The organism is Kitasatospora sp. NPDC085464 (genome assembly GCF_044541955.1).
In the GTDB taxonomy this organism is placed as follows: Bacteria; Actinomycetota; Actinomycetes; order Streptomycetales; family Streptomycetaceae; genus Kitasatospora.
Map to the genome: position 1 here is coordinate 138964 of NZ_JBITTM010000005.1, position 13834 is coordinate 152797.

Consider the following 13834-nt stretch of genomic DNA (forward strand, 5'->3'; position numbering starts at 1 on the left):
CGGGTGGGCATTCCCCCTTCCCCCGGCCTCAGGGGCCGGCCGGCGGTATTCGCGGACGCGTGCTCCCGGCCGTGCGGCGGCGGCCCCAGGGCTTGTACACCGACAGCACTACCGCGAACAGGTAGAGCGACAGGGCGACCGCCGGAACGATCACCGTGGTGTAGCGGACGACGCCGAGCTCCGACGCCCGGATCGGGCCGGTCGGATGCGCGTCCGCCGCGCGCACCGCGTCGTGCAGTCGGGCGGTGAGGGCGAAGACCGAGGCCGTCATCGCCGCCAGTGTCAGCCAGAACTTGGTGCTCACCCAGTAGTACCGGAACAGGCCCCAGGAGGTGCCGAGCCCGAGCACCACCCCGCTCAGGAAGGTGAGCAGGCTGAGCGGCAGCACCAGGGCGTCGCCGAGCAGACCCATCGCCCGGTAGGCGGTGCGCATCCGGTCGGCGTCCCCCGTCGTCAGCGCCGTCACCGCCAGGGTGAGCAGGCAGAGCATCAACGCCAGCCAACTCACCGAGGCGACGATGTGCAGGACGACCAGGGCCTTGCGCACCCTCGGCGGCAGGATGCGATCCGCCGATCGCCGCCTGCCGCCGAGGGCCGTTCCGGACGCCGCGACGGCTCCGACCGCCGCGGTGGAAGCGCCGGCCGCAGCGGAAGCGGTCGCACCGACGGCCCTGCCGGCCCCACCGGCTCCGGTGGACGAGCGCACGGGGTACCTCCTTCGAGTCGTGGCCACGGACACGACCCCGAGACTGTCCCGCTCGCCCCTCATCGGGCATCTGCCGACGGAAGTAACATCGGCTACTCCCGGGCGAGTAGGCGCCCCTACTCCGGACGCGCCGACACACCTCCCCCAGGAGTACCCGAGCCACTCCCCCGGAGCTCCGCGCCGATCAGTCGGTCACCGAGAAGCCCTGCGCCGCGCCGAGCCGTTGCAGCGAGGCCTTTCCGGGGATGCCGTCCGCCGCGCCCGCCTGGTACCCGCAGCGCCGCTGCCAGGCCGCGTACGCGGCGACCGTGCGGGTGCCGAACGAGCCGTCCGCCCAGCGCTGTTCGAGCAGCCCCTCGTCCACCAGCGCCTGCTCCACGATCGCCACCTCGGCCCCGTACGTGCGGTGGCCCTGCTCGGCGCCCGGGTCGGTGCGCGCGGCGGAGACCACGTGGGCGACCGACACCGTCCGCTGCCCGGGGACGTAGCCGAGCAGCCGGTTCAGCGAACCCTCGCCGGGCACGCCGTCCGCCGCCTGCCCGGAGTAGCCCAGACTCCCCTGGTAGTCCGCGTAGTTCTCGGTGTCCGCGTCCGTCCAGGTCGGCCCGGGGCCGGAGTGGTAGTGGGCGCCGAAGCCGCGTGAGACGAGCGCCCGTCCGACCGCCGTGACCTGGTAGCCCTGGGCGCCGTAGCCGTACGACAGGCCGTTGATGGAGACCTGGTAGCGGGCGGGCGCCGGGGCCTGCGGGGGCACCGGGTGCTGCTGCGAGGGCGGGGGGTCCGGGGTTCCGGAGCCGGCCGTGAGGTCGGGCCAGGAGCCGGGGTCGGTGTGGTCGTTGAACGGCACGTGGGCGTGCGCGTACCAGCCGCCGCGGGTCTCCCACACCTGTTCGTCGCGGTGGCCGGAGAAGTCGACGGGCCGGCCCATCGGCCACACGTCGGGGACGCCCCAGGAGGCGATCCAGGCGTGGATCCGGCCCCAGCCGGCGCACGGGGTGTCGACCAGCCGCGGGTAGACCCGGCCCTGGTAGCGGCAGTACGGGAAGAACACCGCCTCGATCTGGATCACCACCCGCCCGGCCCGGTTGGTGCGGGTCGGGCTCCCGGTCGGGCTGAGCAGGCTCTTCGAGCGGGAGTCGGCCGGGAACAGCTGTGCCGTGCGGCCGCTGAACGGGTCCCAGACCAGGTGCGGCGCGTCACCGGCGCCGCTGCCGGTGAAGTAGCTCACCAGGTCCTCGTAGGGGCACCAGTCCTGCGGTGCGGCGGCGGTCGCGTTGCGGTCCCAGGTGATGTGGGCGATGGCCTTCGGCGGGTACTGCTGATCGGTCGGTGCGTGGTCGCCGAGGTCGTGGACCTCGGCACCGGGAAGCCACAGGTCGGGCATTGCGGTCTCCTCCGAACGACGTGAGGGCGTCGCATCCGGTATCGGCAGGTCCGCGGTCCGGATTGACCCTTACGGCGCAATGTTCGGCACTGAACCCCTCCCGCTCGCCCGGACGTTCGACCACACGGGGAGTGCTCGTCCTCACGTGCGAAAAGAGCGCCGGGGGCATCCGGGTCGGGCCGCGCCGGGGCGGGCGGCCGCCGGAGGAGGGTGCGTGCGAGCCCCACCGGAGCCCCGCTGTCAATCGTTGACATCACAAATGGTCTAGTCCACGGTAGTCCAGCGGACCGGCCGAACCCCTTTCCCGGGCATCCGTTTGCGTCCAACTCGCCACTTTCGCACTACATCTGACGACTCGACGGAGAACCCCAGCCATGCGGAGAATCTGCCTCGCCCTGCCCACCATGCGGCCCTGCGCCAGCACTATCGCGGACCTGGCCGAGGAGGCGGCCCACGCCGTAGCGACCTTCGAGGTCGAGGTGCACCTGCTCGTCCTCGACACCAACGACGCCGCCGGATTCGCGGAGAACGCGGGCGCCGTGGCCGCACTGGCCCCCGCCCCCGGCGTGGTCGTCCACCACCTCGGCGAGGCGCAGCAGCGGACGTTCCTGCGGCGGGTGACCGAGCGCTCCGGCGCCCCCGACCCCGACCTGCTGCTCGACCTGATGCTCCCGTCGGCCGTCGCGTACGGCGCCTGCACGAACCGGCTCTTCCTGGCCGCGGCCGCCCTCGGCTGCACCTCCGTGCACCAGCGCAACGACGACGCCGACTTCCAGACCGTCGACGGCCGCAAGGTCTTCCCGATCCACCACGAGCTGCTCTCGCTGGGCCGGCCCGCGGGCGAGGCGGCGGCCGTGGTGACCCGGTCCGAGCTCGACCCGGCCGACGCCGACAAGCCGGTGGTGCTGGTCGGCGGCTCCTTCATCGGCGAACTGTCCGTGGACGTGGGCGAGATCCGCGAACTGGACCCTGCCGTCTACCACGACGTGGTGGGCCTGTGGGCCCCGCCGCTGTGGTCGGAGGAGGAGAGGAACGCGGTGGTGGAGGCCTCGTTCAGCGGTGCCGGCGCCGCCCCGTTCACCGCAGACGACTCCGTGCTCGGCGTGCCCGACATCTGGCACGTCGACATGTGCAACATCGCCCTGGACCGCCGGGTCTACGAACTGCTGCCGCTGCTGCCGTCGACCGAGACCATCGGCAGCGACTACTTCCTGTCGCACGTCGTGCTCGACGCCGGCCTGCCCGGCGTCGTCCACAACCGCCACATCGTCAACTACTACACGCCCGAGCGCCGCACCGGCCCCGGCTTCGTCGCCTACCAGCTGCGGTTCGTCAAGTTCCTGCTCTCGATGCTGTACCTCTACCCGGTCTACGGCGAGATGATGGACCTCGGCGGCGCGCTGCTGGACGACCGCCACGGGCTGCGGGTCGAGCCGATCCTCGACTCGGTGCGGCGCAGCGCCCACTGGGACCGGTCCCGGAACGAGCACTGCCTGGACGTCCTGGACCGCTCCTACCGCAAGCTGGGCGGCAAGTACGCCGAGCTCGCGGACGTGGTTGCCGGGCGGCGGCAGCGGCTCCTGGACGAGGCGCAGCAGGACGTCGAGCGGTGGGCGGTGCTGATCGAGGCCTGGGCGGCGCTGGTGGCCGCCGCCCGCGCGGAGGGGTTGCCCCCGGCTGGGGAGGAGCCGGCCGCGGGTACGGAGACGGCGCGGTGAGCGGCGGCGCGGTGGGCGGTCCGGTGAGCGGCCCGGTGAACGGCCCGGTGAGCGACGGCCTCCGGATCCGGCAGCTGGTCGACGACGACTGGGACGCCGTGGCCGAGCTGGAGCACGCCGCCTACGCCGCCGACGGCCTGTCCGAGGGCCGGGAGGCGCTGCAGTCCCGCGCCCGCAGCTCGCCCGCCACCTGCTTCGTGCTGGAGGAACGCGGCCTCGTGCGCGGCTACCTGCTGAGCCTGCCGTACCCGCCGCTGCGCTGCCCGGACCTCGGCCGGCCGGAGGTGACGGCCTACGAGTCGCGCAACCTGCACGTGCACGACCTGGTGATCGCCGAGGAGCTGCGCGGGCGGGAGGTCGCGCTGGGCTTCATGCGGCACTTCCGGGAGCAGGCGGTCGGGCAGGGGTACGAGCGGATCTCGATGGTCGCGGTGCGCGGGGCGGACATCCTGCTGCGGCTGCTCGGCTACCGGGCGCACCGGGAGGTCGCGGTGCCGGAGTGCTACGGGCGGCGGGCGGTGTACATGTCGATGCCGGTGGACTGAGGGCCGCCTTCCGGCCCGACTGCACGGCCCGGTCCAGTCCGGCGCCGCCCGGTCCTGCCCGGTCCTGCCCGGCCCTGCCCGGCCCGCCCGGTCCTGCCCGGTCCTGCCCGGTCCTGCCCGGTCCGCCGCGATAATCGGCGGCGGGCCCGGCCGGTGGGCGGGCACAATGCCCGGATGCCGGAGCTCCTGTACGCCGTCGCCCTCAACCCCGCGCTGCCGAGCGGCCTCCTCGGCCGGCTGATCGACGCAGCCGACGCCGACGAGGAGCTGGCCCTGGCCCTCGCGGACCGGCCGGACCTCGGGCCGGAGCAGGTCCGGCGGCTCGCCGCACGCGACCGGGAGACCGCCGCCCGGCTCGCCTGGGGTGGTCTGCTGCGCGCGGAGGACGTCGACCCGGTCGCCCGGCCCCTCGTCGCGCTCGCCCTGCTGGACGAGGGACGCGGCGATCCGGCCTGGGCAACGGCGCTGGCCCGGCACCCGGACCCGTACGTCCGGATGCGGCTCGGGGCGTGCCCGGGGCTGCCGGACGAGGCCGCCGACCTCCTCGCGGAGGACGAGGACACCGACGTGGTGGGCGAACTCGGCCTGCACACCGACCGGACGGACCTGCTGGCCCGGCTCGCCGGACACCCGGAGTCCGAGGTGCGGCGGTGGGTCGCGGCGAACCAGGCCGCGCCGCCGGAGCTACTGACGGCGCTGCTGGCCGACGAGGTCCAGGTCCGCCGCCAGGCGGCGGGCAACCCCGCGACCCCGGGCGCGGCGGCCGCCCGGCACGTCGACGACCACCCGCTGGTCCGGCAGCAGCTCTCCGAGCACCCCGGACTGCCCGCCGGGACCTACCACCGGCTCGCGGAGGACCCCACCCCCTGGGTCCGGGGCAACCTCGCCGAGAACCCCGGGATCGACCTGGCGCTGATGCACCGGCTCGCCGAGGACGACGGGTACGACGTCCGACGCCGGCTCGCGCACCACCCGACCGTCCCGCTCGACCTGCTCGAACACCTGGCCGTCGCCGTCCGGATCGGGGCGACCCTGCTGCCCCGGATCGCCGGCGCGGAGCCGGCCGAACTCTCCCGGCTGGCCGGATCGGCGGAGCCCCGGGTGCGCATGCTCGTCGCCCGGCACCGCAACCTGCCCGCCCCCGTACGGGACGCGCTCGCCGCCGACGTGGACGCCGCGGTGGCGACGTCGGTCGCCCCGCACCCCGGCCTCACGACCGGGCAACTCACCGCGCTGCTCGACCGGTTCGGCACCAAGCTCGCCACCGCGGTGGCCGCCAACCCGGACGCCCCGACCGCACTGCTCGACCGCATCGCCACCACCGAGCCGGTGCCCGCCAAGGCCCTGCGCGCCATCGCGGCGCACCCCCACGCCGGCCCGGAGGCGCTGGCCCGCGGCCTCGCCTCCACGGACCGGCGCACCGCCGAGGCCGCGGCGGGCAATCCGGCGCTGCCGCCGGAGGTCATCGCCGCGCTGGCCGGGGAGGCCTGGTCGGCCGGCACCGAGGAGAGCGGGAGCAACCGGTAAGCGGAGCCCGGGAGGAACCGGTAGCCGGAGCGCCGATGAGGGCTCCCCGAGCGCCGATGGGGGCTCCCCGAGCGGCTCGAACGCGGTTCCGGTCCTGCGGACGCCCGATCGGCCCGCAGCCCCGCCTTCCCCTTCCGTACCGGCTACGTCCGGGAGTGGTTGCAGTTGCGTCTCCGTTCCGTCTCGGCGGGGGTACGAAGTACCGGCCGGTCCGGGATCGTGGAAGCAACGACTGGTCCGGCAAGGGGAGTTGCCATGGGGGACGGCCGCGCGATGGTACCCGGCGTCGTGGAGGCGCTGCTGGTCGACGGGCCGCACCGGGCGGTGGCGGACGTGGTGCGGGCGCGGCTGCGGCTGGTGCCGGAAGGTGCGCGGGCGCTGGACGCGGCCGAGGCGGACCCGGAGGACGGGCCAGCGCGCACGCAGCTGACCGCCGCGGTCGCCCATCTGCTCGCCTCCGACGAGGCGTTCGCGCAGTACCTGGCGACGACCGGGCTGGGGCGGCCCGCCGATCCGCCGACCGTCCAGCTGCGGAACGAACCCGGCACCGTGCAGCTGCGGACCGGCCCCACACCGCCCCCGGCGAGCCCGACCACCGTGCAGCTGCGGACCGGCGCCACCCCGCCGCCGGCCGGCCCGACCACCGTCCAGCTGCGGGTCGATCCGGTGGACGCCCGGGCCGCGTCCCTCGCCGCACGGCGCAGCAACACCGGGATCGTGCTGGCGCTCGTGGTGGTCCTGATCGCCGCCCTGGTCGCGATCGGCATCCACCTGGGTTCGCGCCCGCTGCTGAAGCCGGGCGGGCCCGGTCTGGCGCACGCCGCACAGCCGTTGCGCGACCCGGCGCTGGTGCAGGGCGTGCTGCCGGACGCGCGGGCGGTGCCCGGCGGCTGGCAGGTGCGCAGCGGACCGCAGTCGGGCAAGGGGACGGGCGGCGACGTGCCGTGCCTGCTGCCGGACTCCTGCGACCGGCAACTCGCCTACGCCACCGTGACCTTCGCCGCAGCCGTCCAGAGCGTGGAACTCAGCGTCGTCACCTTCGACTCCCCCGAGACGGCCGCCCGGGCCTTCGACACCACGCTCGACCGCACGGCCGGCGAGGCCTCGGGGGCGGTGGACCTGCCCCGGATCGGCGACCAGAGCGCGACCCGCACCCGCGGCTCCTCGTCGGCGGTGGCGCTGGTCCGGGTCGGCAACGTGGTGCTCCTCGTGCACGACACCGGGATCGGCGCCGCGGCCACCGCGCCCGTGCTCACCGTGTTCGCCCGGCTGCTCGCCGACCGTGCGCGGCAGGCCCAGGACGGCCGCACCCCGGACGCCGCCGCCCGGGACACGGCCGACTGACGGTCAGGGCTTGTTGAGGTAGGCGAGGACCGCGAGCACCCGGCGGTTGCCGTTCTCGTCGTCGGTGAGGCCGAGCTTGCCGAACATCGAGGTGGTGTACTTGCCGATCGCGCTGTCGCTGAGGAACAGCCGTTGCGCGATGGCCTGGTTGGACAGCCCTTCGGCCATCAGGGCGAGCACCTCCGACTCGCGCGCGGTGAGCCGGTCGAGCCGCCGGTTCGAGGGGGCGGAGGAGACCAGCGCCGCGATCACCGCCGGGTCCATGGCCGTCCCGCCCCCGGCCACCCGCTCCAGGGCGTCGACGAACTGCTCGCCGTCGAACACGCTCTCCTTGAGGAAGTAGCCGATGCCGCCCGCGCCGTCGGCCAGCAACTCGCGGGCGTACAGCTGCTCCACGTGCTGGGAGAGGATCAGCACCGGCAGCCCGGGCACCTCGCGGCGGGCGGCGAGGGCCGCCTGCAGGCCCTCGTCCGACTGGGTCGGCGGCATCCGGACGTCGACGACGGCGGCGTCCGGACGGTGGGTCAGCAGGGCGTCCAGGGTCTCGGGTCCGGTGGCGGCCGTGGCGACCACCTGGTGCCCGTAGGCCTCCAGCAGGTGGACCATGCCGTCCCGGAGCAGGTAGAGGTCCTCGGCTACAACGATTCGCATGGCACCATCATCGTCGCACGGGTCGGCCCGCCCTCGGGGCTGGTGATCTCCAGGGTGCCGTCGAACACCGCGAGCCGGCGGCGCAGGCCCGCGAGTCCGCCGTCCTCGCGCACCACCACGCCGCCGCGGCCGTCGTCCTCGACGTCCACGACGATGCCGGTCTCGCTGTGGGCGACGGCGATCCGTACGGCCGTCGCCCGGGCGTGCTTGGTGGCGTTGGTGAGCAGTTCGGCGACCCCGAAGTACACGGCGGACTCGATCGGCGGCTCCAGCCGGAACCGCCGCTCCGCGCTGACGGTCACCTCCAGCGGGCTGTTCAGGGCGAGCGCGTGGACGGCGTCCACCAGGCCGCGCTCGGTCAGCACCGGCGGGTTGATCCCCCGCACCAGGTCCCGCAGTTCGGCCAGCGAGCTCGCCGCGCCGGCCCGGGCCGACCGCATCAGCGCCCTGGCCCGCTCCGGGTTCGTCTCCATCAGCTTCTCGGCGGTGGCCAGCGAGAGCCCGAGAGCGACCAGGCCGGCCTGCGCGCCGTCGTGCAGGTCGCGTTCGATCCGGCGGATCTCGGCGGCCTGGGCGACCGTCACGTCCGCCCGCTGGGAGGTCAGTTCGTCGACCCGCTCGGCCAGCAGCATCGCGGCGGAGGGGCCGAGGAAGCGGACCGCGACCGGCTCGACCAGCCGCCAGGCGTACGGGGCGCAGGCCACGGCCGCGACCGCGGCGAGCACCCCCACCAGCCTGGCGACCGGCTCCGGCCGGACCAGTCCGAGGACCGCCGTGGCCGCGGCGGCCGGCGGGACGGCCGCCGCCAGGCCCGCCGTGAACGGCGCGATCCCGGTGAACCGCAGGTCGCGCCAGGTGGCCGGGTCGCCCCACCAGGTCCGCCACGACTGGTCCAGCACGGCGTCCCGGCGGCTGCGCTCGTAGGAGTGGCCGTTCCACCAGTAGCCGGTGGACATCCGGGTGACCGGCCCGGGCTCGCGGTACCCGGCGGGGACGACCGTGCCGGCCCACCGCTCGACCAGGAAGCGCACGGCCCGGCAGACGGGCCGGGCCAGGGCCGGCGAGCCGGTGCACACCAGCACCACCGGAAGCAGCCACGACCACGGGTTCGCCGGGCCCCACCCGATGCCCAGCGCCACGGCGGCGGCCCACACCGCCGGGATCAGCAGGGTGACGACCGCCACCGCGCACGCCCGGGCGAAGCCCACTCCGGCGCGCACCCCCCACGAAGCCAGTTGTCCGATCATCCCCGCTCCTCGACCTCCGTTCGATGCCCCCACTCTGCACCAAGCGGAGCCCGCCGCGGCGCTGGTCAGCGCAGAAGTGGGGCCGGCCCCACCCCTCGGTGCGTCCACGCCCACCCCCTGCCTGCACCCGGGGTGCACCCGCCCGTCCGTCCCGGGGCCCACTCGACCGTCCGCCCGGGGCCCGCACCGCCGCCGGGGACGGGGTGGATCGGGGCCGTCGCCCGAATGCATGTATCGCTCTCTTGACTGGCGTCACCGACGCGCCATACTGGCCTCACTCCCGCTCGCACGACGAGGTGCCCGCCCATGGAGCTCTCCCCCTCAGCGCACGTGGACACATACTGCCGAGACCACCTCCCGCCCTTCGAGCAGTGGCCCGAACTCCTCTTCGAACTACCGGAGTTGGCCTACCCCGACCGTCTGAACTGCGCCACCGCCCTGCTCGACGACACCATCGACCGCCTCGGACCCGAACGCCGCTGCCTGCTCACCCCCACCGAGCAGTGGTCCTACGGCGAACTGCGCGACCGCGCCGACCGGATCGCCCGCCTGCTGACCGAGGACCTCGGCCTCGCCACCGGCAACCGGGTGCTGCTGCGCGGCCCCAACACCCCCTGGCTCGCGGCCTGTTGGCTCGGCGTGCTGAAGGCCGGCGGGGTGGTCGTCACCACCATGCCGCTGCTGCGCGCCACCGAGCTCACCGAGCTCACCGGCATCGCCAAGCCCGTGCTCGCCCTCTGCGACCACCGCTTCCTCGCCGAACTGCGGCAGGCACGGACCCCTGGCCTGCGGATCCTCGCCTACGGCGGCAACGATCCGCAGGACCTCACCGCCCGCTGCGCCGCCAAGCCGCCCGGCTTCACCGCCGTCCCGACCGCCGCCGACGACGTCGCCCTGATCGCCTTCACCTCCGGCACCACCGGCCGCCCCAAGGCCACCCTGCACTTCCACCGCGACGTGCTCGCCAACGCCGACACCTTCTCCCGCCACCTGCTGCGCCCCACCCCCGACGACCTCTTCGCCGGCACCCCGCCACTCGGCTTCACCTTCGGCCTCGGCGGCCTGCTGGTCTTCCCGCTGCGGGCCGGCGCCGCCAGCCTGCTGCTGGAGCAGGCCACGCCCGAGCAGCTGGCAGAGCAGGTCCGGCAGCACCGGGTCAGCGTGCTGTTCACCGCGCCGACCGCCTACCGGGCGATCCTGGCCGCCGGGCTGGCCGACCGGCTGGCCGGGGTGCGGCGCTGCGTCTCGGCGGGCGAACCGCTGCCCGCCGCGGTCTGGCAGGCCTTCCACGCGGCCACCGGGCAGCGGCTGATCGACGGCATCGGCGCCACCGAGCTGCTGCACGTGTTCATCTCGGCCGCCGACGAGGCCGTCCGCCCCGGTTCCACCGGCCTGCCCGTCCCCGGCTACCGCGCCGCCATACTCGACGACCAGGGCCGCCCGGTGCCGGACGGCGAACCCGGGCTGCTCGCCGTCAAGGGCCCGACCGGCTGCCGCTACCTGGACGACGACCGCCAGCTGTGCTACGTCCGGGACGGCTGGAACCTCACCGGCGACACCTACGTCCGCGACCGGGACGGCTACTTCTGGTACCAGGCCCGCAACGACGACATGATCGTCTCGGCCGGCTACAACATCGCCGGCCCCGAGGTCGAACAGGCTCTCGCCACCCACCCCGACGTGGCCGACTGCGCGGTGGTCGGCACACCGGACGAGCGGCGCGGCAGCGTCGTCACGGCGTACGTGGTGCTGCGCCCGGGGGTCCCGGCCGGGCCGGACACGGTGCGCGACCTACAGGAGCACGTCAAGCGCACCATCGCCCCCTACAAGTACCCGCGCACGGTCGAGTTCGTCACCGAGCTGCCGCGCACCGCGACCGGCAAGCTGCACCGCGCCGAACTGCGGCGTCGGGCCTCGCGCACCCCGGCCAGCGTCGCCATCGAGCGCCGGGTCGAGTGGTCCGACACCGACGCGGCCGGGCACTACCACTTCTCCGCCGTGCAGCGCTGGGCCGAGGCGGCGGAGGCCGCGCTGCTGCGCCGCCTCGGCCTGGCGGAACTGTTCGGACGGATCCCCCGGGTGCACTTCGAGGCCGACTACCGCGAGCGGCTCTGGTTCGGAGACCTGGTGCGCACCGAACTGCGGGTCGTCCGGGTCGGCGGCTCCTCGCTGCACTACGCCTTCGAGGTGCACGGCCCGCAGGGCCTGGCCGCGAGCGGGCGGATGTCGGTGGTGCACGCCGCACCGCACACCGAGGGCGCCGAGCCGTGGCCCGCGCCGGTGCGCCGGGCGCTGACCGAGGCCGGTCCGCAGCAGCCGGAGGTGGTCGCATGAGCGGCACCCCGCACCCGGCGCCCGCCGGTGCCCACCGCATCGCGGTGATCGGCGCCGGGCCCGGCGGGCTGTACTTCGCCGCCCTGGCCAAGCAGCTGGCGCCCGACCGGGAGATCACCGTCTTCGAACGGGACGGCCGGGAGGACGAGTTCGGCTTCGGCGTGGTCTTCTCCGACGAGACCCTGGACGGCATCGCCCGGGCCGACCCGCGGGTGTTCGCCGCGATCAGCGCCGAGTTCGCCCGCTGGAGCGACATCGACATCCGCTACGCCGGAGAGGTCCGCACCAGCGGCGGGCACGGCTTCGCCGCCCTGGACCGCAACCGGCTGCGCGCCGTCCTGCAGCAGCGCTGCGCCGAGCTGGCGGTGGACGTCCGCTACCGCACGCCGGCACCGCCCGTCGAAGAACTCGCGGCCGAGTACGACCTGGTGGTGGCGGCCGACGGCATCCACTCCGGCACCCGGGCGGCGTACCCGCAGGCCTTCCGCCCCGAACTCGACGAACGGCACTGCCGCTACATCTGGCTCGCCACCGACAAGGTGTTCGAGGCCTTCACCTTCATCGTCGAGCGCCAGGACTTCGGCGTGCTGCAGGTGCACGCCTACCCGTACAGCGCCACCCGCTCCACCTTCATCGTCGAGATCGCCGAGGACGCCTGGCGCCGCGCCGGTTTCGAGGCCCTCGCCGCACGGGAGTTCGCGCGCGGCGAGAGCGACGAGCGGAGCGTGCGGCGCTGCGCGGAGCTGCTCGCCGACCACCTCGACGGCCACCGGCTGATCCCCAACGCCTCCCGCTGGATCCGCTTCACCACGGTGCGGAACGCGAGGTGGCGCCACCGCAACGTGGTGCTGCTCGGCGACGCCGCGCACTCCGCGCACTTCTCGATCGGCTCGGGCACCAAGCTGGCCCTGGAGGACGCCCTCGCCCTGGCCGCGGCACTCAGCGAACAGCCCACCCCGGACGAGGCGTCGGCCGCCTACGAGGCCGAGCGGCGCCCGGTGGTGGAATCCACCCAGCGCGCCGCGCAGGCCAGCCTGGAGTGGTTCGAGACCGTCGAGCGGCGCACCGGGCAGGACGTCGACCGGTTCGCCTTCAACCTGCTCACCCGCAGCCGCCGGGTCACCTACGGCAACCTCCGGGCCCGCGACCCCGCCTTCGTGGACGCCGTGGACACCGCCTTCGGCGGCTCGCCCGGGGTGCCGCCGATGTTCCGGCCGCTGAAGCTCGGCGCGCTGGAGCTGCACAACCGCGTCGTGGTCCCGCCGCTCGCGACCTTCACCTCCCCGGACGCGCTGCCCAGCGCCTTCGACCGGGCCCAGCTGACCGGGCACGCGCTCGGCGGCGCGGGGCTGGTCCTCGCCGGGATGACCGCGGTGGCTCCCGAGGGCCGGGCCACCGACCGCTGCCCGGGCCTGTGGAGCGACCGCCAGGAGGCCGCCTGGCGCGAACTCGTCGAGGCCGTGCGGGCGGTGAGCGACACCCCGCTCGGCATCCAGCTGACCCACGCCGGCCGGCGGGGCGCCACCGCCGTGCCCGGGCCGGACGGCATCGGGCGCCCGCTCGCCGAGGGCTGGCCGCTGCTGTCCGCCTCGCCGATCCCCTGGGACGCCGACAGCCAGGTGCCGCACGAGGCCAACGAGGTCCACCTGGCCGCCGTCACGGCGGACTTCGCCGCGGCCGCCGAGCGCACGGCACGTGCCGGTTTCGACGTGCTGGAGCTGCAGTTCGGCCACGGGCACCTGGTCTCCTCCTTCCTGTCCCCGCTCACCAACCACCGCACCGACCACTACGGCGGCCCGCTCGCCGGGCGGCTCCGGCTGCCGCTGGAGGTGCTCGGCGCGGTGCGCGCCGCCTGGCCGGCCGACCGACCGCTGCTGGTGCGGATCTCGGCGAGCGACTGGGCGCCCGGCGGCACCACCGAGGCCGAGGCCGCGGCGATCTGCCGCGCGCTGGCCGAGGCCGGGGCGGACGCGCTGGACGTCTCCACCGGCGAGGTCGTGGCGCACCAGCGCCCCCCGTACGGGCGCGGCTACCAGACGCCGTTCGCCGAGCTGGTCCGCGCCGCCACCGGCCTGCCGACCATCGCGGTCGGTGCGATCTCCGGGCCCGACGACGCCGACTCCGTCCTGCTGGCCGGGCGGGCCGATCTGGTCGCGGTCGGCCGGGCCCAGCTGTACGACCCGCTCTGGACGCTGCACGCCGCCGCGGACCAGGACTACACCGGGCCGGGCGCCCGCTGGCCCGAGCCCTGGCGGGCGGGCAGCCGCAAGCCGCCCGGCCCGGGCGCCGACCGGGTCGCCCCGCGGCTGCACCTGCTGCGCGAGCCGCCCGCCCCCGTCCACCGCCGTTGGCGGCCGACCCCGCCCGAGGAGTGAGGA

At 75.0% G+C, this 13834-nt stretch carries 9 protein-coding genes and 2 pseudogenes; 7 read left to right on the forward strand and 4 right to left on the reverse strand.

Annotated elements, in window-relative coordinates; genetic code table 11:
• Nucleotides 1–28: 28 nt before the first annotated feature.
• Together ACIGG8_RS06365 and ACIGG8_RS06370 are read right to left on the reverse strand one after the other, a co-directional pair.
• The gene (locus ACIGG8_RS06365; protein ID WP_396546098.1) at nt 29–547 is read right to left on the reverse strand and encodes a DUF2269 domain-containing protein; all 519 of its coding nucleotides are present in this window, start codon (nt 545–547) and stop codon (nt 29–31) included.
• A gap of 343 nt (nt 548–890) precedes the next feature.
• Nucleotides 891–2090, reverse strand: a complete 1200-nt coding sequence (locus ACIGG8_RS06370) for a peptidoglycan-binding protein (RefSeq protein WP_396546099.1) — start codon at nt 2088–2090, stop codon at nt 891–893.
• 374 nt (nt 2091–2464) lie between these two features.
• Here ACIGG8_RS06370 and ACIGG8_RS06375 point away from each other — a divergent pair, with 374 nt between their 5' ends.
• The 4 genes from ACIGG8_RS06375 (at nt 2465) to ACIGG8_RS06390 (ending at nt 7224) form a co-directional block, all read left to right on the forward strand.
• The gene (locus tag ACIGG8_RS06375; RefSeq protein WP_396546100.1) at nt 2465–3808 is read left to right on the forward strand and encodes a DUF6271 family protein; all 1344 of its coding nucleotides are present in this window, start codon (nt 2465–2467) and stop codon (nt 3806–3808) included.
• Nucleotides 3805–4353, forward strand: coding sequence for a GNAT family N-acetyltransferase (locus tag ACIGG8_RS06380; protein ID WP_396546101.1), 549 nt, complete (start codon nt 3805–3807; stop codon nt 4351–4353). Before ACIGG8_RS06375 ends, ACIGG8_RS06380 begins: the two co-directional genes overlap by 4 nt.
• 174 nt (nt 4354–4527) lie before the next feature.
• Nucleotides 4528–5880 (forward strand): hypothetical protein, encoded by a 1353-nt coding sequence (locus tag ACIGG8_RS06385; RefSeq protein WP_396546102.1) that lies wholly within the window; start codon nt 4528–4530, stop codon nt 5878–5880.
• A gap of 255 nt (nt 5881–6135) precedes the next feature.
• Nucleotides 6136–7224 carry a hypothetical protein gene (locus tag ACIGG8_RS06390; protein ID WP_396546103.1) on the forward strand — a complete coding sequence of 363 codons (1089 nt, stop codon included), beginning with the start codon at nt 6136–6138 and terminating at the stop codon, nt 7222–7224.
• A gap of 3 nt (nt 7225–7227) precedes the next feature.
• Here the strand turns inward: ACIGG8_RS06390 and ACIGG8_RS06395 are convergent, their stop codons facing one another.
• Entirely contained in the window at nt 7228–7875 is a 648-nt protein-coding gene (locus ACIGG8_RS06395) for a response regulator transcription factor (RefSeq protein WP_350524736.1), read from the reverse strand.
• Entirely contained in the window at nt 7860–9122 is a 1263-nt protein-coding gene (locus ACIGG8_RS06400) for a sensor histidine kinase (RefSeq protein WP_396546104.1), read from the reverse strand. Before ACIGG8_RS06400 ends, ACIGG8_RS06395 begins: the two co-directional genes overlap by 16 nt.
• Before the next feature lie 306 nt (nt 9123–9428).
• Between ACIGG8_RS06400 and ACIGG8_RS06405 the strand changes: the two are divergent.
• The 3 genes and pseudogenes from ACIGG8_RS06405 to ACIGG8_RS06415 form a co-directional block, all read left to right on the forward strand.
• Nucleotides 9429–11042: pseudogene (locus ACIGG8_RS06405) on the forward strand (AMP-binding protein); the annotation flags it as partial.
• Between the two features lie 90 nt (nt 11043–11132).
• Nucleotides 11133–11456: pseudogene (locus ACIGG8_RS06410) on the forward strand (acyl-CoA thioesterase); the annotation flags it as partial.
• On the forward strand, nt 11453–13831 hold the full coding sequence (locus tag ACIGG8_RS06415) for an FAD-dependent monooxygenase (protein WP_396546105.1): 2379 nt from the start codon (nt 11453–11455) through the stop codon (nt 13829–13831). The pseudogene ACIGG8_RS06410 and the gene ACIGG8_RS06415, both read left to right, overlap by 4 nt.
• Nucleotides 13832–13834: the final 3 nt, after the last annotated feature.